This is a genomic window from Streptomyces sp. NPDC088553 (assembly GCF_044752965.1).
Taxonomy (GTDB): Bacteria; Actinomycetota; Actinomycetes; order Streptomycetales; family Streptomycetaceae; genus Streptomyces.
This window is the reverse complement of record NZ_JBIVMG010000001.1, coordinates 214,895-234,531: the sequence shown is the minus strand read 5'-3', so window position 1 is coordinate 234,531 and position 19,637 is coordinate 214,895. Positions and strand designations below refer to the sequence as shown.

Annotated in this window: 20 protein-coding genes; 11 read left to right on the top strand and 9 right to left on the bottom strand. The window is 71.3% G+C overall.

The window, feature by feature from the left end:
* Nucleotides 1–88: 88 nt before the first annotated feature.
* The gene (locus tag ACIP8Z_RS01145) at nucleotides 89–439 is read left to right on the top strand and encodes a hypothetical protein (RefSeq protein ID WP_402077154.1); all 351 of its coding nucleotides are present in this window, start codon (nucleotides 89–91) and stop codon (nucleotides 437–439) included.
* Nucleotides 440–580: 141 nt separating this feature from the next.
* Nucleotides 581–1,186, top strand: a complete 606-nt coding sequence (locus ACIP8Z_RS01140; protein ID WP_402077151.1) for a L,D-transpeptidase family protein — start codon at nucleotides 581–583, stop codon at nucleotides 1,184–1,186.
* Nucleotides 1,187–1,270: 84 nt separating this feature from the next.
* Here ACIP8Z_RS01140 and ACIP8Z_RS01135 read toward each other — a convergent pair whose 3' ends face one another.
* Nucleotides 1,271–2,311 (bottom strand): vWA domain-containing protein, encoded by a 1,041-nt coding sequence (locus tag ACIP8Z_RS01135; protein ID WP_402077148.1) that lies wholly within the window; start codon nucleotides 2,309–2,311, stop codon nucleotides 1,271–1,273.
* Between the two features lie 206 nt (nucleotides 2,312–2,517).
* Here ACIP8Z_RS01135 and ACIP8Z_RS01130 point away from each other — a divergent pair, with 206 nt between their 5' ends.
* A complete protein-coding gene (locus tag ACIP8Z_RS01130) occupies nucleotides 2,518–3,141 on the top strand; it encodes a DUF1707 domain-containing protein (protein ID WP_402077146.1) in 624 nt (207 codons plus the stop codon).
* A 110-nt stretch (nucleotides 3,142–3,251) separates the two neighbouring features.
* Here ACIP8Z_RS01130 and ACIP8Z_RS01125 read toward each other — a convergent pair whose 3' ends face one another.
* Nucleotides 3,252–3,779 carry an NUDIX hydrolase family protein gene (locus ACIP8Z_RS01125; RefSeq protein WP_319313166.1) on the bottom strand — a complete coding sequence of 176 codons (528 nt, stop codon included), beginning with the start codon at nucleotides 3,777–3,779 and terminating at the stop codon, nucleotides 3,252–3,254.
* Between the two features lie 99 nt (nucleotides 3,780–3,878).
* A complete protein-coding gene (locus ACIP8Z_RS01120; protein ID WP_402077143.1) occupies nucleotides 3,879–4,322 on the bottom strand; it encodes a MarR family winged helix-turn-helix transcriptional regulator in 444 nt (147 codons plus the stop codon).
* A gap of 170 nt (nucleotides 4,323–4,492) precedes the next feature.
* On the opposite strand from ACIP8Z_RS01120, the gene ACIP8Z_RS01115 reads away from it, so the two are divergent.
* Nucleotides 4,493–5,326, top strand: coding sequence for an SDR family oxidoreductase (locus ACIP8Z_RS01115; RefSeq protein ID WP_402077142.1), 834 nt, complete (start codon nucleotides 4,493–4,495; stop codon nucleotides 5,324–5,326).
* A 183-nt stretch (nucleotides 5,327–5,509) separates the two neighbouring features.
* On the opposite strand, the gene ACIP8Z_RS01110 is transcribed toward ACIP8Z_RS01115, so the two are convergent.
* The 3 genes from ACIP8Z_RS01110 to ACIP8Z_RS01100 are packed head-to-tail and all read right to left on the bottom strand — an operon-like array spanning nucleotide 5,510 to nucleotide 8,846.
* Entirely contained in the window at nucleotides 5,510–6,298 is a 789-nt protein-coding gene (locus ACIP8Z_RS01110; RefSeq protein ID WP_402077140.1) for a class I SAM-dependent methyltransferase, read from the bottom strand.
* A complete protein-coding gene (locus ACIP8Z_RS01105; RefSeq protein WP_402077138.1) occupies nucleotides 6,286–6,831 on the bottom strand; it encodes an NUDIX domain-containing protein in 546 nt (181 codons plus the stop codon). Before ACIP8Z_RS01105 ends, ACIP8Z_RS01110 begins: the two co-directional genes overlap by 13 nt.
* Entirely contained in the window at nucleotides 6,828–8,846 is a 2,019-nt protein-coding gene (locus tag ACIP8Z_RS01100; protein ID WP_402077136.1) for an ABC transporter ATP-binding protein, read from the bottom strand. Before ACIP8Z_RS01100 ends, ACIP8Z_RS01105 begins: the two co-directional genes overlap by 4 nt.
* Before the next feature lie 469 nt (nucleotides 8,847–9,315).
* Between ACIP8Z_RS01100 and ACIP8Z_RS01095 the strand changes: the two genes are divergently transcribed.
* The gene (locus ACIP8Z_RS01095; protein WP_402077134.1) at nucleotides 9,316–9,657 is read left to right on the top strand and encodes a DUF5713 family protein; all 342 of its coding nucleotides are present in this window, start codon (nucleotides 9,316–9,318) and stop codon (nucleotides 9,655–9,657) included.
* 180 nt (nucleotides 9,658–9,837) lie between these two features.
* Here ACIP8Z_RS01095 and ACIP8Z_RS01090 read toward each other — a convergent pair whose 3' ends face one another.
* Nucleotides 9,838–10,209, bottom strand: coding sequence for a DoxX family protein (locus tag ACIP8Z_RS01090; RefSeq protein ID WP_402077132.1), 372 nt, complete (start codon nucleotides 10,207–10,209; stop codon nucleotides 9,838–9,840).
* A 202-nt stretch (nucleotides 10,210–10,411) separates the two neighbouring features.
* Between ACIP8Z_RS01090 and ACIP8Z_RS01085 the strand changes: the two genes are divergently transcribed.
* Complete coding sequence (locus ACIP8Z_RS01085; protein WP_402077130.1) at nucleotides 10,412–10,894, top strand: hypothetical protein; 483 nt, start codon at nucleotides 10,412–10,414, stop codon at nucleotides 10,892–10,894.
* Nucleotides 10,895–10,961: 67 nt separating this feature from the next.
* Here ACIP8Z_RS01085 and ACIP8Z_RS01080 read toward each other — a convergent pair whose 3' ends face one another.
* Nucleotides 10,962–12,257, bottom strand: a complete 1,296-nt coding sequence (locus ACIP8Z_RS01080; protein ID WP_402077128.1) for a HEAT repeat domain-containing protein — start codon at nucleotides 12,255–12,257, stop codon at nucleotides 10,962–10,964.
* Between the two features lie 301 nt (nucleotides 12,258–12,558).
* Here ACIP8Z_RS01080 and ACIP8Z_RS01075 point away from each other — a divergent pair, with 301 nt between their 5' ends.
* The 3 genes from ACIP8Z_RS01075 to ACIP8Z_RS01065 all read left to right on the top strand — a co-directional run bounded on the left by ACIP8Z_RS01075 (nucleotide 12,559) and on the right by ACIP8Z_RS01065 (nucleotide 15,200).
* Entirely contained in the window at nucleotides 12,559–13,755 is a 1,197-nt protein-coding gene (locus ACIP8Z_RS01075; RefSeq protein ID WP_402077126.1) for a cytochrome P450, read from the top strand.
* 96 nt (nucleotides 13,756–13,851) lie between these two features.
* Nucleotides 13,852–14,442, top strand: a complete 591-nt coding sequence (locus ACIP8Z_RS01070; RefSeq protein ID WP_402077123.1) for an SMI1/KNR4 family protein — start codon at nucleotides 13,852–13,854, stop codon at nucleotides 14,440–14,442.
* Between the two features lie 101 nt (nucleotides 14,443–14,543).
* Entirely contained in the window at nucleotides 14,544–15,200 is a 657-nt protein-coding gene (locus ACIP8Z_RS01065) for a hypothetical protein (RefSeq protein WP_402077121.1), read from the top strand.
* Between the two features lie 79 nt (nucleotides 15,201–15,279).
* Here ACIP8Z_RS01065 and ACIP8Z_RS01060 read toward each other — a convergent pair whose 3' ends face one another.
* Entirely contained in the window at nucleotides 15,280–16,005 is a 726-nt protein-coding gene (locus tag ACIP8Z_RS01060; RefSeq protein WP_402077118.1) for an SDR family NAD(P)-dependent oxidoreductase, read from the bottom strand.
* A gap of 105 nt (nucleotides 16,006–16,110) precedes the next feature.
* On the opposite strand from ACIP8Z_RS01060, the gene ACIP8Z_RS01055 reads away from it, so the two are divergent.
* Nucleotides 16,111–16,950, top strand: a complete 840-nt coding sequence (locus ACIP8Z_RS01055; protein ID WP_402077115.1) for a LysR family transcriptional regulator — start codon at nucleotides 16,111–16,113, stop codon at nucleotides 16,948–16,950.
* Between the two features lie 110 nt (nucleotides 16,951–17,060).
* The gene (locus ACIP8Z_RS01050; protein WP_402077113.1) at nucleotides 17,061–19,553 is read left to right on the top strand and encodes a bifunctional serine/threonine-protein kinase/ABC transporter substrate-binding protein; all 2,493 of its coding nucleotides are present in this window, start codon (nucleotides 17,061–17,063) and stop codon (nucleotides 19,551–19,553) included.
* The last annotated feature ends 84 nt before the right edge of the window (nucleotides 19,554–19,637 follow it).

Below are 19,637 nucleotides of genomic sequence, written 5' to 3'. Positions count from 1 at the left end.
GTGGTCACCCCGCCCCTCGGCGGGGCCACAGGTCCACGTCATCGCCCCGGTCCGCTTCCTGTCAGCACGCCACCCGAAGGGGACAACCATGTTCGCAGCCCGCAAGACCCTCACGTCCGTACTCTCGGCCGCCGTCCTTGCCGGAGGCCTGGCCCTCGGCATCGCCGGCCCGGCCGACGCGGCGGCCTGTCCGTCCTCCGCATCCCCTGTGACGGACGGGGCGTCGGCCGGCTGGACCTTGCGCTGCACGGGCAACAACGTGACCGTGTCCGGCTGGGTCCAGGACACCCGGGCCGACGGCAAGTGCGCGCTGGTCCGCGTCAACGCCGGCAACGGCGAGTACCGCACCAAGTCCGTCTGCGGCTCCGGTGTTCGGGAGCAGTTCTCCTTCACCTTCAAGGACACGAAGGAGGCGCAGGTGCGTCTCGCCATCGCCTGACCGTGCGCCGAGGGGCGGGCCGCGCTCCCGACACGAGCGGCCCGCCCCGGCACCACCGGACGCCGACACCCCGCACACCGCCACACACAGGTACGGCCGAGGGCACCCCGAGCCGTACGGAGAGAACGAGGGACGACGCACATGAGCAGCAACGGACGTCATCTGCGCGGCACGCTGATCGCCGGAATCGCGGCGACCACCCTGGTCCTGGCCCCCGCCGCCTTCGCCCAGGGCACCACGTCCGCCCGGGGCACCACATACGCCCAGGCGTCGCCGGCGGGCAAGGACGTGCCGACCACCCTGGTCTTCGACAAGAACCCGGACGACCCCACCGACTCCCGTCTCTCCGTCTTCAAGGGGGAGAAGCTCTGGGCCACCTACCGGGCCGGATCGGGCCTCGGCGTCAAGGACGACTGCGCGCGTTCCCAGGGCTGGATCCCGAACGGCAACTGGAAGATCAAGCTCAAGTCCCGGACCTACGACGGCAATCTCATCAAGGGCTACGCCGTCCACCTGCAGGACATGAAGTGCTCCAAGGGCACCGTGACGCGTACGGAGATGTTCATCCACTCCGAGATGAACCGTGACGGCAGCGAGGGCGGCACGGAGCCCCGCCGCTGGGACGGCGTCAGCGACCACAAGTCGAGCGGCTGCGTGAAGCTGAACCCGACGGACATCAAGAAGATGTTCCGCCTCCTGGACCGCAAGGAGATCGGCTGGCCGACCCACCTGCGCGTGGTGTCCTGACGCGGCGGGGGACGGGCGGAGTCCCTCCCCCGCCAGGAGGGCCCGGTGAGGTCCGGGGACCTCTCCGGGGCCCCGGACGAGGCGTCAGCGCATCAGCAGCAGCCGGGTGTTCGGCACGAGCTTCCGGTTCACGCTGGTGCTCTGCACGAAGATCGTGAAGTCGTCGTTGTGGTCGGGCTTGACGCGTACCTCGACGTCCGGCAGGCCCAGCAGCGATCGGGCCTCGGGTCCCGCGTACACCCGGTCCGTCTTCTTCTCCAGTACCGCGATCTGCTTCCGCGCCTGGATCTTCTCCGACTTGCTCAGCTGGTAGAACGCGCCACCCGTTCGGTACGCGTGCCCGCTCTCGACGACCCAGTCCCTGATCGCCGCGTCGCGCGCCACCGCGATCAGCTCGTACTCCGACGGATCCACAGGGGCCAGGCCCGCCGCCTCGACCGTGTCCTTGTTCACGGCCTCGGCCCCCACGGAGAACACGGCCCGCGATCCCCGGATGCCCTTGCTGCGCCCCACCATGAACTTCTCCGTGGCCTCCTGGATGACCTGCCCGGCCTCCTCCAGGCCCTGCGTGCTCGTGGCGTCCCAGATGGCGACGTTGTCCTTCGGGAAGCCGCCCTGCATGGCCTCGTGCTTCCCCGTCTGGTCCGGCACGAGCACGGCCAGCGTCCAGTTGTCCTCCTGCGTCCGGATCATCTCCGCGACGGCGTCCACCAGTTCACGCCGGTCCTTGGACGGAGCATCGGGGCAGCGGTGGCTCGCGTTCTCCTGACCGTCGGTGAGCACGAACGTCAGGAAGCTGTGGTCGCCGTACAGCTGCGCCGTCTGTGCCAGCTCCCGCTGAGACTTCAGCGCGGCCGCCAGCAGAGCCGTCATGCCACCCACCCGGTACAGCTGCTTCAGCGACGGCATCCGCAGCACGTCCTTGTCGTAGATGACGCACTCCACCTTGTCGGCGAAGACGTACACCGTGACGCGGGTCTCCTGGTCCAGGTCCTTCGACCGGCGGGCGAGGTACGCGATCTGCTGGTCGGCGACCTCGATGACCTTGCGGCTCAGGTGCGACATGGACGAACTGGCGTCCAGCACCAGAGCGACGTGGTTGATGTAGTTCTGGCTTCGGGTCATGACAGCTCCCCCTCGTTCCGACTCGATGCGTCTACCGTCTCACCCACCACTGACAATCGAACGTGGCTTCGAGGTGGGAGGCTGTCGAGGGCTGAACGCTCCTTGTGGCACCGGTCGGTTCACGGCGACGATGTAGCGTTGACCCGCGTCGCCTCACACCGTCGAAGGCATCACGACAAGACGTTCGACACGACCAGGACGGAAGCATGTCGGGAGCGAACTCACCCATCGGGGAGCCGTCCGAAGCCGCGATGTCGCCCGCGCTGCGGGCCTCTCACGCGGACCGGGACCGGACGGTGGACGTGCTGCGCATCGCGGCGGGGGACGGGCGGCTGACCTCCGCCGAGCTGGACGAGCGGGTGGAGGCGGCCCTGACGGCACGGACGTTCGGCGAACTGACCGTGCTGACCGCCGACCTGCCGCCCGTGTCGGTGATGACCGGGGGCGCGGCGGTGGAGGTCAAGGACGTCGTCCGGCTCGACCAGGTGCACAGCCGGGTCGAACGCGGCGGGCGCTGGCTGGTGCCGCGGAGGCTTGAGGTCGCCGTGCACTGGTCCGCGGTGACCCTCGACTTCACCGAGGCCGTGATCGCGCAGGACACCCTGCGGATCGACGTGGCCATGGAGGGCAAGACCCTGACTCTGATCACGAGGCCGGGCATCGTGGTCGACGCGGACGGACTGCGCCTGGTGCACAGCAGGCTGAAGTACAGCCCGGCCCCGACGGATCCCGGCCGGCCGCCGCTTCTGCGCGTGGAACTGGTCGGGCAGAAGGTGTACGGCAGGGTGGTGGTGCGACCCTCGCGCCGGATGTTCGGAATGCGGCGGTAGGAAAGGCTCGCGTACCTCTCGTCGGGGGTTCGACGGGGTGACGCGTTCACGGTGCCGCCGCCCTTTCCCGGGCAGCGGCACCGTGGCGTCCGTCTTCGTCGATCTGAGTCTCAGTACGCGTGCCCCACGTGCGCGATGGCCTGCTTCAGCAGCGCCCCGCGGCCGTCCGGCATCTCGTTCTGTACGGCGGGGGAGGCCGCTTCCTGCGGGCTGAACCAGACGAGGTCCAGCGCGTCCTGCCGTGGGCGGCAGTCGCCGCTCACCGGCACGATGTACGCCAGCGAGACCGCGTGCTGGCGTGGGTCGTGGTACGGCGTGACGCCGGCCGTGGGGAAGTACTCGGCGACGGTGAAGGGCTGCAGTGAGGGAGGGACGCGTGGCAGGGCCACGGGGCCGAGGTCTTTCTCCAGGTGGCGTAGGAGTGCGTCACGGACTCGTTCGTGGTGCATGACCCGGCCGGAGACCAGGGTGCGGCTGATGGTTCCGTCCGCGCCGATCCGCAGGAGCAGGCCGATGCTGGTGACTTCGCCGCTGTCGTCCACACGCACGGGTACGGCCTCGACGTACAGGATCGGCATCTGGGCCCGAGCCGTGTTCAGCTCGTCCGTGCTCAGCCAGCCGGGCGTGGTCTCTGTCATGTCGGACATCGCTTGATCATACTTTCCCGACTGTGGCTCAGCCTAGGTCGCGTGTCTGCCAGGCGGGTGGGAGTTCACGCGGACCCGTGAGACGGGGGGTTACGGGGTGGCGTGTGTCGGCCACGGTTCGTCGGCGATCAGTGCCAACAACCGGCCGAGCGTCTCGCGCTGCTCCGGGTCGAGCGCTCCGAGCGGGTCGGCGGCGAACGGCATGGCCGTACGCAGTTCGGCGATGGCCCGATGGCCCGCTTCGGTGGCGGCGACGAGTTTGACCCGGCGATCCGTGGCTCCCGACCGCCGTTCGACCAGGCCGCGTTCCTCCAGCCGGTCGACCAGCGCCGTGAGGTTCGACGGCTCGGCGTGCAGCCGCTCGGCGAGCGCCCGCATCGGCAGCGGATCGGCGCTGTACAGCAGGGCTTTGGCCTGGAGCGGGGTCAGGTCCTGCGCGGTGGCGGCGGCCTCGGCCTCGCGCGCGTACCTGCGGTTGACGACGGCGAACAGGCCGACCACCCGCGCGTCGAGCTCGTCTGCGGGGTAGGTCATGCCGTCCACTGTAGCCAGGTGCTTGACAGTAGCAAATATCGGAGCTCATAGTTATGGAGCATTGTGATGATGATTCATAAGTAATCGCCTCCATGAGTGCCGACGAGCCTCGTCCGGCCTCACCCGGCGCCACCCGGCGCCATCCGGCACCCCCGCAGAGAGGGTTCTCCATGTCCGACAAGGTCGTCCTGATCACCGGTACCTCCTCCGGCATCGGCCTCGCCGCCGCCGTCTCCGCCGCCCGCTCGGGCTTCACCACGGTCGCCACGCTGCGCGACCCCGCCCGAGCCGCCGGGTTGCGCAAGGCGGCCGAGGCTGCCGGTGTCGAGCTCGACATCCGCCGCCTGGACGTCACCGACGCCGCCTCGGTCGAGGAATGCGTGGCCGGAGTGATCGCCGACCACGGCCGGCTGGACGCCGTGGTCAACAACGCGGGCGCGGGCCACGTCGGCACCATCGAGAACGAGTCGGTGGACGAGGTGCGCGAGGTGATGGAGGTCAACTTCTTCGGTGTCGTCACCGTCACCAAGGCCGTCATGCCGCACCTGCGCGCCACCGGCGGGCGGCTGCTCACCGTCACCAGCGTCGGCGGCGTGATCGGCCAGCCGTTCAACGAGGCGTACTGCGCAGCCAAGTTCGCGGCCGAGGGCTTCATGGAGAGCCTGGCCCCGGTCGCCGCCACGGCCGGTGTCACGGTCGCGGTGATCGAACCCGGCGCGGTGGCCAGTGAGTTCGTCGCGAACGTGGGCATCGAGGAGGGCGCGGCGGCCGAGGCCGGCGTCTACGGGCCGGCGCTGGCGAACTACCTCAGCCGCACCCGGGGTGCTTTCGCCGCCGCCCAGACGCCGGAGGCGGTGGGAGAGGCGATCACCGAGGCGCTCACCACCGATCGACCGGACTTCCGGATCCAGACGTCGGACGCGGCCCGCGCCTTCGTCGGCGCGAAGCTGGCGGACCTGGACGGCTCGCTGGTCCAAGCGGCCACCTCGGCCTGGGTGGGTTGAGCCACGCTCCGGGCACAGCTGGAGGGCGAGGACCAGCCGCGCCGCCGAGTGGTTCCCCACGGCCGTGACCGGCTCCCATGTGGGTGGTGAGGGGGGCATGGGGCGGGTACCGGGGCGCCGGTGAGGTCCTCGGCCCGGCGGGCCGACAGCGGGGCGAGGTGTAGATGGACGCCATCGCTTCCGTCATGGAGTCGTCCGTCGTTCCGCTCCGTGGCGGGCCACCGTGTGTACGAGGCGGCCGAGTTGTCGGTACGGGTCCCGTGTCGAGGCGGCCCACTCCGTCTGGAGCGCCTGCGCGTACTCCTCGGGGTCCGGGGTCCAGTCCACGTGGTGGTCGTGGAAGATCCGCACCCCCTGCCAAGGGAGCGGAGAGAGCCCGTGTCCGGCCGCGAGCTCGTCGAGTGCCTCGGCCGTGTCCCCACGCGTCTGGAGGCCGAGGTTTCCCCTGCTCGCCGCGGCGCCTTGCTCGATGAGGCCACGCGCCGCCCGGTACTCGCCGCGCAGGGCCTCGCGGAAGCCGATCGCGGCCCGGTTCTCCGTCAGGATGCTCAGCACCCCGCCACGGGCGACCAGCCCCGCAAGGCGGCCGATCGCGTCGGCCGCGTCCAGGTGCATCAGCACCCCGTGACAGCACACGGCGTCGAACCGCTCCCGTTCGAAGGGACGGCCGTCGATGCCTGCTTCGAGGAGCCGGATCCGCGGGGCGAGGTCGGGCCGGGCGCTCAGACGGCGGGCCGCCGCCCGGAGTATCTCCGCTGACGGATCGACGCCCGTCACATGGTGCCCGGCCGCGGCGAGCCGAAGCGTCATCTCGCCGTCCCCGCAGCCGACGTCCAGGACCCGCGCGGGCCGCGCGGGCAGTTCGGCGAGGAGCCGGCGCGCGACGAGGTCGTGACGGAGGCGGCCCCGGGCACTGAGGGAGTGGGCGGAGTACGCGGCGCCCACGCTGGCGAAGCCGGTCAACGCGTCCACCCCCATTCCGTATACGGCCGCCCGGCCCGGATCCCTTCGATCGCCGCGCGGGTGTACGGGACGATCGGCTCGGGCAGGTCCGTGGGATTCCACCACTGCCACGCAAGGCACTTGTCCGGCTCCCGCAGCTCGGGGGTGCCCTCCCAGCGACCGGCCCGGAAGAAGAGCTGGATTCTCGGCGGTCGGTCCGCGGATCGCTCGCCGGGTCCCTCCCCGGATCGCTCCCCGGGCCCGTCGACCAGGTGCACGGTGTGGACCAGTTCGAGGCCTTCGCGGTCGATCACGAGGCCGGCCTCTTCGTACGCCTCCCGGACCAGGCACGCGGTCGCCGGCTCCGCCTCGCAATGACCGGCGAGCACATGCCACGATCCGCCCGCGTACGCCGAGTCCGGGTGGCGACGGCCCAGCAGGATCCGGCCGTCGCGCTCCAGGTAGAGGTGGACGCCGACGATGTGCGGCACGGTGCCGGACGGCGCCGCCGCCGGCGCGCCCCCCTCGGCGCTCGCAGTGTGACCGGCATCGGGGCGCGTCATGACGTGGCCTCCCCGCCGCCCGCGAGGGCGCCCGGAGCGCTCGGCGCCTCCGTGGACCGTACGGGCTGCGACGGGACGGCCGGCTGCACGAACTGGCGGGCCTGCAGCTCGTACGCCTCTCGGAACGCCCCGGTGCCGGTGGCCGGGTCCATGAGCTCGGCGAAGGTGCCCTGCTCGGCGACCCGGCCCTCGTCGAGTACATAGATCACGTCGGCGTGGCGGGCACTGGCCAGGCGGTGGGTGATCAGCACGGTGGTCTGCCCCTTGTCGGCCAGCTGGTGGATCTGGTCGAACACCCGCTGCTCGGCGGCCGCGTCCAGCGCGCTGGTGGGCTCGTCGACGATCAGCACGGCGCCGTCGCGGTGCCGCGCCCGGGCGAGGCCGAACTTCTGCCACTGGCCGCCGGAGATCTCCTGCCCGCCCTTGTAGCCGCGGGTGAGGAGGGAGTCCCAGCGACGAGGCAGCCCCGTGACGACCTTGTCGGCCCCCGAGTACGCGGCGGCCCGTTCGACGGCCGCGTCGTCCATCGCACCGGACGTGCGCCCGATGCCGATGTTGACGCGGGCGGTGAACGGCCACCGGAAGAAGTCCTGGGCGACCATCGCCACGCGCGCGAAGACCTGCGCCCGGTCGGCCTCCGCGGTGCTCACCCCGCCCCACAGCACTCTTCCGCTGTCGGGGAGCCGGGCACCGCTGAGCAGGCTGATCAGCGTCGACTTCCCGGCGCCGTTGCTCCCGACGAGGGCGACGGTCTTGCCGCGCGGGATGACCAGGTCGACCTCGGACAGGGACGGCCTGTCCTTGCCGGGGTAGGTGAAGGTGACCCGCTCGAAGCGAACCTCGTCCACCTCCTCGGGCAGGTCACGCCCGCCGGCGGGGATGGCGCGCCGGACGGCCTCCGTGCACAGGGTCTCCAGATCGGCGACGAACAGCGCCTCCTCCTGCACGTCCGTGACACGGAGGACGAGGTCGGTGATGCTGGCCGAGCCGGTGCGGATCGCCAGGACCGCCGTGCCCGCCACCGCGAGGTCCATGCGTCCGTTCCACAGCAGCAGTCCGAGGACTCCGTAGGTGGCGACGGTCGCGAGCCCGCGGGCCGAGTCCGCGAGGACGTGGGTGCGCGCGCCGGTCCAGGCGAGCCGGGTCTGCTCACGCTCGCTCGTCCGCGCCATCTCCCGGAAGTGCGTGAGGAGGAAGGGAGCCACGTCGTGGACCCGGATCTCGGCCGCCGCCTGCGGGTTGATCAGGAGCTGGCTGATCAGTTTGGCGGCCCGGACGTGCTGGACGAAGCGGTGCCAGCTGACGTACCGATGCCTGGCCATGGTGAGCGAGCCCCACGCGCTGGGGAGCGCCATGAACGCAAGCAGTGGCAGGAGTGTCCAGTGCAGCACCGCGAGTACGCCGGCGGCGGCGATCAGGGAGATCGCGGAGGTGACCACGGCGGTGCAGTAGCCGACCATCCGCCGGGCCGCGTCGGCGCCCCACTGCGCGGAGTCCATCAGTTTGTGGAAGGCGTCGTCCTCGATCGCCTCCAGCTCCACCCTTGCCACGAGCCCGAGATAGCGCTCGGTCGCCACCCGCTGGGCCTTCGGCTCCAGGATCCCGGTCGCGGCGGCCGAGGCCGACTTGCACGCCGAGCCGACCACCGCGAGGACGGCGACCAGGGCGAGCGACGGCAGCGCGGCGCGGAGCCTTCCGGTGATGTCGCCGGACGCGAGCAGTTCGACGAGGAGGGAGTTGACCGCGATCAGGGAGACAGCCTGCGCGATCCCGCGGGCGATCTCGCAGACGGCGACCGTGACGAACGCCCGCTGGTCGGCCTCGCGCGCCAGCCGGATCGCGACCGCGACCTGCCGTGGCAGCGCGCCGCCCATCTGTCGGAGTCCGAGTTTCAGCCAGGCCCCGTCGTGGCTGCCCCAGCCGTAGTCGTAGGTGAGCTCGCCGCCGAAGAGCAGCTGCTCGGAGGGCGAAGGCCCGTCCACCGAGGACGGGGCGGTGACGTCGCTGTCGGTCATCCCCGCCACCTCGTGTCCGGTCGTGCGTGGCAGGAGTCGCCGGTGGTACGTGAGGGTCGTACGGCCGCGGTCGAGAGCCGGACCAGCGCAGGCTCAGGGGCGGGAGGAAGGGTGGTCCGGGGATTCGGCAGGGGGTACATGTCAGCCTCCGGGGAGGGGTGCGGTGAGGGGTCGCCAGGCTCAACGACGACCCCCGCCGTCTCGAACACATGACTTTTGGACGTGCTGTGAACCCCGACTCCAGGCGAAAGTTCGTTCGTTCCGGCTACACCGACCCTTGCCGGGCCTGGCCCGGCCGTCGAGGCGTCGGTGGCCGAATCGCCGACGCCGCACTCGGAGCACCTCGTGCAGCGCGCTCGACCGGAGCGAACGGCGGGCGCCGAGACGCGTGACGCGGTGCGTTGTCAGTGGTCCCGTTCAGGATGGGCATGTCGTTCCTTCTTCATCCCTTCTTCAGGACGGAGGCGTCATGCCCATCACGAACCGGCAGATGGCCGGGCACGTGTTTCTCCGGCAGCTGTACGCGGACGCGTACTTCCCCGACCACGTCGTCGACGAGGGCAGGGCGATCCTGCTGCGGCTGTGCGAGCGGATCGAGGCCGAGCGGCCGGACGGCCTGGCAGCCCTGTACGAACTGACTCAGGCCGCGACGGACGAGTTCAATCTCCTGGAGGCGGAGTTCGAGGCTGCGGGGAGCGAGATCGAGACGGTCGCGCGGGAGGCGATCGCCGAGGACTTCTGGTGCGTCGCGTCGGCCTACGGGTTCGCGGACGCGGACGTGGAGGAACTGATCGCCACGCGGGACTGGTGATCCGAAACGCCGACGGACCCGGAGAGGGACCCGGTCGTGGACGGCGGCGGCCGCATGGGCTCAACGCCCCTGCTCGGGAGCCCGGTTCGCGGCGGACGGCGCCTCGTCCTCACGCTCGCGATTCGATTCACGGGCCGGCGCGAACGGCGGGAGCCCAGGGGGTCGGCTACGGACGCGATGTCACGAGTCGGCGCGGCCGATGCCGCGTGCCCACAGGATCAGGGGGATCTGCAGGGGGAGCCGGCCGTAGGCGATCGCCCGCGCCTTCGGCGAGCGGTCTCGCCAGTCGTACGCCATTTTGACGTTGGCCGGGAAGACCCCGGCGAAGAACAGGGCTGTGGCGCGGGCGCTCGCCTTGCGGGTCGCCGGAATGACGAGGCCGGCGGCGAGGGCGAGTTCCGCGACCCCGCTGGCCTTGGTCCAGGTCCGGGGGCTGCCCGGAAGGGACTCCGGCACCGTGGCGTCGAACTGCTTCGGGGAGGCGAAATGGGCGACGCCCGCGGAGGCGAGCAGGCCGGCGAGCAGGAAGGCGGAGCGTGCGGACCGGGACATCGGATTCCTTCGGACGGAGGGGCGGAGCGGCGGTGATGAGGGATGCCGGAGCCATACCTTACCGGCCGGTAAGTATGTGCGGGGTTCGAACTCCGTGTCTCGCTCGGGGCGGACGATCCGGCGGGCGACTACCGGCCGCACCACGACCGCGCCCAGTGACCTGGGGTACCTTGGCCGACACCATGAGGGGGAGGGAGTCGGTGTGGGGATCGCCGGTGCCGACGTCTTTTCCTGCGCCGTGTGCCGGGCCCGGCTGTCCGTTCCGGTGCGCGAGGTGCACCCCCCGGCGGAGGGTGAGGTCTGGACACCGCTCGACTCTCCCGTGGATCCCTGCCCGCCCAGGATGGCGGCCGGCACCTTCGCCTACGACCCGGAGCCGGGACGTATCACCTGGGGCCCGCCGCCCAAGGGCTTCGGGAAGTCCCGGGCGGGACACGGGCCAGGAGTGGACCCGCTGCTGAGCCCAGGTGACCTGATCGGCACCACGAAGATCCTCAGCCGCTGGGGCGGCTGCTGCGGGCCGGACGGACTGGCGGGGCCGAACCTGGCCTGCGCGGGGTGCGGGGCGCAGGTCGGCCTGTGGATCGGAGACTGCTCCACCTGGCTGGAGGTCGTCCTCAACGGGCGCCTGGTCAGGCGTTCGTCAGCCACCCCCGCGTCAGCAGGCGGAACCGCGGCCGTGTGACGTGCGGTACGGCGCTTGAGCGCCGTATCACGTGGCCGTCCGCTCACTCCGGCCGCCCGCGCGTGGGCTACGCGTCGAACGGGTCGTCGGGGTCCAGCATCCGTCCGACGGCCTCGGTCCCGGCGTACGCGCACAGGGTCTGCTGGGTGTCGGGCAGGCCCAGTTCCCGCAGGGCGGCCTCGAACCACTCGCCGTAGTGACGCCAGGGCCCGCTCTCGGCGAAGGCCCGCAGGATGCGCTGCTGCCCCGAACCTAGTGAGCGGAACGGGACGCGCGTGTGGTCGACGGCACGGGGGAAGGCGGCGGGCAGAGCTTTGCGCACGAGCGCTCCGATCTGGCGGTCGGGCATGCCTCCGAAGGCGTCGACGATCGCGGCAAGCACCCTGTCCGGATCACGATCGGCAAGGGGCACGAGGGTACGGGCGGTGTATCCGTGCAGGTTGCCCTCGTTGAAGTCGGGCCTCGGCGAAGGCGCCGGTGCTGCCGCGGCCCGTACCAGTTCGTCGACGACCCGCTCCACGAGCCCGTCGTCGCCGCCACCAGCGGGGCTCCTCCCTGCCGTTGTGACACGGGCGAGCGCGAGGGTGGCGGCCCAGCGCAGGAGCGGGTCCGTATGATCCAGCCAGGGACGCAGGGCGGGCACGAGTGCTCGGTCGCCCACGAGCCCCGCCGCGACGAGCTCGGTCGCGGCCGTACGGCCATCCGGCTCCTGCCGCAGGCGAGCAAGCAGAAGCGGCACAGTCCAGGCCCCCTCCTCGGGAAACCACGCCAGCAGATAGGCGGTCCGGGTACGGACCTCGGGGTCGGGATCGTCGAGGAGGCAGGACAGCCGCTCGAGCTCGGCGCGGACCGCGTCGTACGAGACGAGGGCGCTCACGCGGGAGTCGAACGTCCCACCCGCAACGCAGTACGCGCGTGCCTCCTCCAACTCGCGGCGCTTCGTGGGGTCCTGTTCGGCGGCCAGGCACTCGTCGTACCAGGCGACACACCTCTCCGGCGTGAACTCGGCCGCCGCCCGCCACGCCACGGTGTCGATGCCCGCAGGCAGGTCGTACTCGTCGTGCCAATCGACAGCCAGACACTTCAGCAGCCACAAGGTGTCGACACGCACAGGCCGCGGACCGGCGACCGCGATCCGAGCCAGGAACGGCACCGCGTGAGGGGAGGCCGAATAGCGGGTCCCCTGATGGAAGATGTTCGAGAACAGGCTCGCCAGGGCCGAATCACGGGACGCCTCGTTGTCGCCGCACACCCGCCGCAACAGGCCCGGAACGTCCTCGGCGCTCCCATAGGCGTGGTGCATGCCCGTCCAGTCCACCCCGTCCAAGCCGGCCAGAAGGTCGTCGTCCTGTTCTTCGATCATGTCGGGACTTTCGCACGGACCGCTGACAGCACCCCGGGGAGGTCTGGCTGAGAACGCGAGGCGGGGCGCACCGCGGTGAGGACGGCGGTGAGGACGGCCAGCGGCCATCGAGCAGGGATCTCGTACGGGTTCGGCGCCACGCGGATCGCGGTGTGGCGGGCTGCCCGTCGTCGAACCCCGCACCCTGCCGGGCAGAGTTCGGCGTGCCGCCGCGTCGCAGATCGAAGATGGCCGATGATCACCAGCCGGGTCGGGCGTGTCGCGGGCCACGGCCGACCGGAGCCCGTCGGAGCCTGAGGACATGACCGACCCGACTCAGGACCCCCGCTTCCTCCAGGACCCCTATCCGGCCTACGCGGCCATGCGCTCCATATCCCCGGTGACGCCCCTCCCCGGTTCCGGCGGGCGCCCCGGCCACCTGGTCACGGGCTACGCGGAAGCCAGAGAAGCCCTCGGAGACGCTCGCCTGTCGAAGGACACGGCCGTGTTCTTCGCCGGCCAGGAGTCACGGCGCCGTCTGCACCCCGCAGTCGCCCACACGATGCTGGCCAGCGACCCGCCCCAGCACACCCGGCTGCGCAAACTGGTGACCAAGGCGTTCACCACCGGGGCTGTCGCGCGGCTGCGCCCCTTCATCGCCCGCGTCACCGACGAGCTGTTGGATCAGTGGCCCGCCGGCGGGACGTTCGACTTCGTGTCCGGCCTGGCGGTGCCGCTGCCGGTCATCGTGATCTGCGAGCTGCTCGGAGTCCCGGAGGCGGACCGGCCCGAAATCCAGCGCTGGTCGGCGCGGCTCTTCGCGGCAGGGGAGCCCGGTGTCATCGACGCCGCCTCGCACGCGATGGCCGACTACATGACGGGTCTCATCGCCACCAAGGGCCGCAATCCCGGCGGATCGCTTCTTGACCGGCTCATCGCGGCTCGCGACGGAGACGATCAACTGAGCGAGGCGGAGCTGGTGTCGCTTGCCGTGCTCCTGCTCGTGGCCGGCCACGAGACCACCACGAACGCCCTCGGCAACGCCCTTCTGGCGCTGCTCCAGCACCCGGCCGCGCTGGATCGCCTTCGGGCGGAGCCCGACGACGTTCCTGCCGCGCTGGATGAACTGCTGCGCTTCGACTCGGCGGTGAGTACGGCCACCTTCCGTTTCACCAAGGAAGCCGTCACGCTCGGCGGCACCGGAATCCCTGCCGGAGTCCCGGTAGTGGTCGCGCTGGGGGCGGCCAACCGAGACCCGGCGCGGTTCCCGGCGCCGGACCAGCTGGACCTGGACCGGAACGCTGCTGCCCACCTCGCCTTCGGCCACGGCGTTCACCGCTGCGTCGGCGCGCCCCTGGCGAAGGCGGAGATGGAGATCGCCCTGCGAGCGTTGCTGACGCGATACGCCGGCATCCGCCTCGCCATCCCGGCAGACCGGTTGGAATGGCGGCACACCCGACTCGTCCGTGGGCCGGCATCACTGCCCGTCCTCGCCCAGCGAACGGCGGAGGCCGCGTGACTCGCTGAAGGAGATGGTCTCGATCCTCGGAGGCAGGACGAGGCACCGCACGCAGCGCGGCGAGCCCCGGCCACGGCCGTCTCTTCCGGTTCCTGCATGCTGACGGGCGTGAACACGGAAACATGTGACCCTGCCGAACTGGCCGCCCTTCGCGAGATCTTCGCTCCCCGCCCTGAGGCGGCGCCGCCGGCCGGTTGGGAGGCTGTGCGGTCCTTCGAGGCGGAGCACGGCATCGTGCTTCCGGAGCCGTACCGCACGTTCGTGGCGGAGATCTGCGACGGGCTGCGCGCCGGACCGCCCCACTACGGTCTGCTGCCCCTCGCGCAGACACCTCAGGACTGGGGCGCGGGCCGCCCTGAACGCCTGCTCGCCCAGCCGTTTCCGCTTACGGCGGCGTGGCTGTGGGAGGCGGAGGAGGACGAGGAGGCGCTGTCGGTGGAGGAGTTCGAGGCCCGCACGGACCCCGTGTTCGACCACGGCTCACTGCTGCTTGGCACCGACGGCTGTGGCATGTACTGGCACCTGATCGTCACCGGCCCGCAGCGAGGTCACGTCTGGCAGATCGCCGGAGAGGGCGCGATGCCCTTCGGCACCCAGTCGCCCGACGCGTTGATGCCCGGCACTCCTGGCTTCACGGGTTGGGCGACCAAATGGGCCCAGGGCCGCGACTGGTTCCAGGACGCCTGAGGCCCTGTTGGGGCGTCGTCGGCAACGCGGCGAGGTGCCGTGCCAGGCGTCGCGGCCCCGGCCATGATCCGCCGGACAGGCCCTAGCGATACGGTGCTTCCATGTCGCGATCAGTCGAAACCGGACCAGTGTTGTCTTCCGTGACCGCGGACGACGTCGACCTAGCCGTGCGGCTCGCCGTGGGTGCCCTTCGGGACGCACCCGCGGACGGGTGGGCCGGTAAGGCCGGTTCGCTGGAGTGGGACTGCTGGGAGACCGTCGAGCACCTCGCCAACGACCTGTTCTACTACGCCGTGCAGCTGGGGCCGCAGAGTCCACCGCTGGACACCCACGTACCCATCGCGCTGAGCCGGAAGAGGCCGGACGGACCCACGGTCTTCCTCCACGCGGACCGTGACGCGGGTCCGGCCGGCCTGTTGCAGGTGCTGGAGGCGTGCGGCGCGCTGCTGGTCGCCATGACGCGTACCACGCCGCCCCAGGTCCGCGCCCACCACGCCGCCGGGGTGTCGGACCCCGAAGGCTTCGCGGCGCTGGGGGTGGTGGAGACGTTGGTACACATGCACGATGTGACGGAAGGGTTCGGGCTCGCCTGGACCCCGCCCTCCGCTCTCTGCTCGCGGGCGCTCGTCCGTCTGTTTCCCGGGGCTCCGGGCGGCACGGATCCCTGGCTCACCCTGTTGTGGGCCACCGGCCGCGCCGAACTGCCGGGACACCCTCGTCTCACCACGTGGCGCTGGGACAGCACACCGCGGTCATAGGAGCGGATCGGCTCTCAGCCGCCGCCAGGCTGATGATCGTGCCCTCACCGAGGCCGGAGCACCGGGCCCGGTGAGCCTTTCACCAGGGCACTGTTCCACCGTCGTCGAAGAATCCGCCGGTCGGTCCGTCGTCGGGCAGGGTCGCGAGGCGAATCGCGATCGCCGCGCCCTGGCGGGGAGTGCGGACGCCCTGGAAGCCGTTGAGGTCGGTGGCGGTGAAGCCGGGACAGCCGGAGTTGACCAGGATGCGGGTGTCGCTCAGCTCCTTGGCGTAGTGGACGGTGACGGCGTTGAGGAAGGTCTTGGACGCCAAGTAGGCGGCGGGAACCGGGCCCATGTCGATGCCGGGCGTGGTCTGCAGGGCGAGCGAGCCGACGCTGCTGGACATGTTCACGATCCGCGGCGATGCCGAGCCGCGCAGCATGGGCAGCATCGCGTTGGTGACGCGGATGACCCCGAGCACGTTGGTCTCCACGACGACTCGTACGGTCGCGGGATCGACCGTGGTGGGCGTCCGCGGCATACCGCCGGTGATCGCGGCGTTGTTGACCAGGACGTCGAGCCCTCCGGCGCGGTCGGCGATCAACTCGGCCGCGGCGGCCACACTCGCGTCGTCTGCCACGTCGAGCGGAACGCCGAACGCGTCGGCCCCGGCCGCGCGCAGCCTCTCCACCGCGGTGTCGCGGCGCTGTCGATCCCGCGCGCCCACGCCGATTCGCCAGCCGAGGGAGCCCAGGCCCGCCGCGATCTCGTATCCGATTCCTTTGTTCGCACCGGTCACCAGCGCGATCGTCTGTTCACTCATGTCATCGAGCGTGGTGCCGACTCGGGTGGGACGTCCAAGACCGACTGGGTGGGCGGCGATACCGCACGGATATTGGTCGTGGTGAGCGCCGGATACGATGACGCGGTGGAGACGCGAGAGCTACGGTATTTCGTCGCCGTCGCGGAGGAGTTGCACTTCGGGCGGGCGGCGCAGCGGCTCGCCATGGCGCAGCCACCGCTGTCGCGGGCGATCCAGCAGCTCGAGAGGCGGCTCGGAGTGGTTCTGCTGCACCGCACCGCTCGCGCAGTCGCCCTGACCGAGGCCGGGTCGGTGCTTCTGCGGGAGGCCCGGGCCGCACTCGACGCGGTCGAGTCCGCCGAGCGCCGCACCCGCCGCGCAGCTGCCGAAGAGCCCCGCGTGCTGCTGGCCACGAAAGCCGGAGCGTCCAGCGAACTGCTGTCGAAGCTGCTGGACGCCTACGCAGGCGAGCCCGGCGCGGTCGCCGTCGAGGTGATGCTGTGCGGGCCCGGCGAGCAGGAGAGGCTGCTGCGCGACGGGCGTGCCGACGTCGCTCTGCTCCAGCGGCCCTTCGACACGACGGCCGGACTCGACACCGAGGACCTGCACACCGAACAGCAGGTCGTGGTCCTGCCCGCGGGGCACCCCTTGGCCGACCGACCCCATATGTCGATGGCCGAGGTCACCACCCTGACGGACCTGCCCCTGCCACGCTGGCCTCGACGGGACGGGGGCTATCGGGACGGACCTGGCCCGCAGGTGCGCGACCACACCCAGCTGTTCCAGCTGATCGCGCTCGGACGGGCCTGCGCGGTCGTGCCCGAGTCCCTCCGAGCCCATCTGCGCGACGATCATGCGACGGTGCCGGTGCCGGACGCACCGGCGGTCACGACCGTCATCGCCTGGCCACCGCACTGCGGATCCAAAGCCGTCGCCGACCTCGTCCGCACCGCGACACGCCTCTAGCGCCTCGTCCTCGTCGTCCTCCCGTCGGACCATCCGAGTCCTCGCACCGAAGGCGTGTTCCAGCCGTCGATCTGTCACCTGAACGGACCAGTACGTCCTAGAGTGTGCGCGTGACCGAGCAGAATCCCGAACTCATCGCAGGCCGCTACCAGCTGGTCGAACGCATCGGCCAGGGCGGCATGGGCCGGGTGTGGCGTGGCCTTGACCAGCAGCTCTTCGGGCGCGAGGTCGCCGTCAAGGAGATCCTGTTCCCGCCGGGCATGGACGACGACGACCGAGCCGTGCTGCTCCGGCGGTTCACCGGCGAGGCCCGCGCAGCGGTCACTCTCAGCCACCCGGGAGTCATCACCGTCCATGACGTCGTGGAGCACCACGGAGCCCCCGTCATCATCATGGAGTTGATCCGTGGGCAGTCCCTGGCCGCCGCCATCCGAAGCCACGGCAGGCTGCCCGTACGGCGGGTGGCCGAGATCGGCGCCGTCGTGCTCGACGCGTTGGCCGAGGCGCACCGCGCGCGCATCGTCCATCGCGACATCAAGCCGGACAACGTGCTGCTGGCCAAGGACCGTGTCGTCCTGACCGACTTCGGCATCGCCCACCTCGCCGACGCCACGACCAAGCTCAGTCACAGCGGAATCGTGATCGGCACCCCGCAGTACATGCCGCCGGAGCAGCTGGAGGGCAAGCGCCCGACTCCGGCCAACGACCTGTGGGCCCTCGGCGCGACCCTGTACCACGCCGTCGAGGGGTGCCCGCCGTTCGAGGCGGAGGGGCTGCACGCCCTCGCCGTCGCGGTGTTCACCAGCCCGCACCGGTCGCCGGTCCATGCCGGCCCGCTGACTCCCGTGCTGGACGCGCTCCTCACCAAGGACCCGGCTCAGCGTGTGGGTGCCTCGGAGGCGGCCGAGATGCTCGCGTCGGTGCTGCGGTCCACCGCCGGCCCCGACGTATCCGCCGAGCACGGGGCCGCGCGCGAACACGCCCCCGCGCCCACCCCCGCGCCCGATCCGCGGGCGACCCCTGCGCCTGCGCCCGTACCGGCTCCTGCGCCCGCACCGGCGCCTGCTCCTGCACCCGTGCCAGTGCCGGCGCCGGCGCCCGTACCCGCACCGGACCCCGTAGCGGAGAACGCGTCCGTTCCGACCATGCCGCGGCACGCACCCTCCCCACCGACTCCACCACCACCGACCCCCACGGTCCCGGACTCCGGGTCCGCCGCCGGTACTCCGCGCGGCCCCGTGCCGGACCGTCCGACCACCCCGCCCGTGCCCGTACCCCAGGGCGAGAACCCGGTCACGCCCGATGTGACGGCCGAGTCGGAGCACCGAGGGCCGGCGTCGGCCCAGCGGCGTGGCCTCACGCGGCGCTCCGCGGTCCTGGGCACGGCGCTGGCGGTGCTGGCCTCGGGCTCCCTCCTGACCTGGGCCCTCACCCGTGACGACGACGCCGCCCATGGAGGGGCGGCCGGCAGCGGAGCCGGGAAGCCCTCCGTCACGGTGGTGATCGGTGTGGACGCGCCACTGAGCGGGGGGCTGTCCGCCATGGGCGTCGGCATCAAGAACTCCGCCGACCTGGCGGCCAGGACCGCCAACGAGTCCCGCCACGTCCCCGGCGTGACATTCGAGATCAAGGCCCTCGACGATGGGGCCGACCCCGCCAAGGGCGCCTCCAACGCCACCCGGTTCGCGGCCGACAAGAAGGTTCTGGGGGTCGTCGGCCCTCTCAACTCCTCTGTCGCCCGAACGTTCGTGCCGACGCTCGCGCGGGCGGACGTGGTCAACGTGTCACCGGGCAACACCGACCCCACCCTCACCCTGGGGCCCGACTGGTCCGCGGGCCAGAGGTCCCGTCCCCACTCCACCTACTTCCGCACCATCGGCACGGACGTCGACCAGGGGCCGTCCGGCGCCCGATACCTGTACGAGGCGAAGAAGACCAAGCTCTACGTGATCGACGACACGAGCGCCCACGGCGCCGCACTCGCCGCCGGCGTCACGGCCGAGTTCACGAAACTCGGCGGGACCGTCGTCGGCACCGAGCAGGTCGACCCCGCGGAACGCGCCTTCGCGGGCCTCGCCGTCAGAGTACGGTCCTCAGGCGCCGACGCCGTCTACTTCGGCGGCTACTACGACACCGCGGCGCCCCTGTCCCAGCAGCTCAAGCAGGCGGGCGTGAACGTCCCCCTGATGGGCGGCGACGGCATCTTCGACCAGCAGTACCTCACGGAGAACCCGCGGGCCGAGGGCGATCTGGCGACCCAGATCGGCGTACCGGCAGAGGCATCGGAGGCAGGGCGGGAGTTCCTCGCCCGGTACCGGAAGGCGAACTACCCCGAGCCGCCGGGCTGGTACGGCCCCTACGCCTACGACGCGACCTGGGCCTTCATCGAAGCGGTGAAGACCCTCGTGACGGCCAACGGCGGCACGCTCCCGGACAACGCGCGGGCGAAGCTCTCACAGACGGTCGCCGGGTCGGCCTTCGACGGTGTCACCGGCCGGGTCGCCTTCGACAGGGACGGCGACACGGTCAACCGCCGGCTGACGGTGTACGTGGTGAACGACGGGAGCTGGAAGGTCGCCCCGAACGGCTCCACCACCCCCTGACGCGCGCCGGAGCGAGGCGGCCGTGAGACGGCCGTGGCGTGGTACAGCTCCGCCCCGCAGCCAGTCCTGCCGACGTGCGGCTAG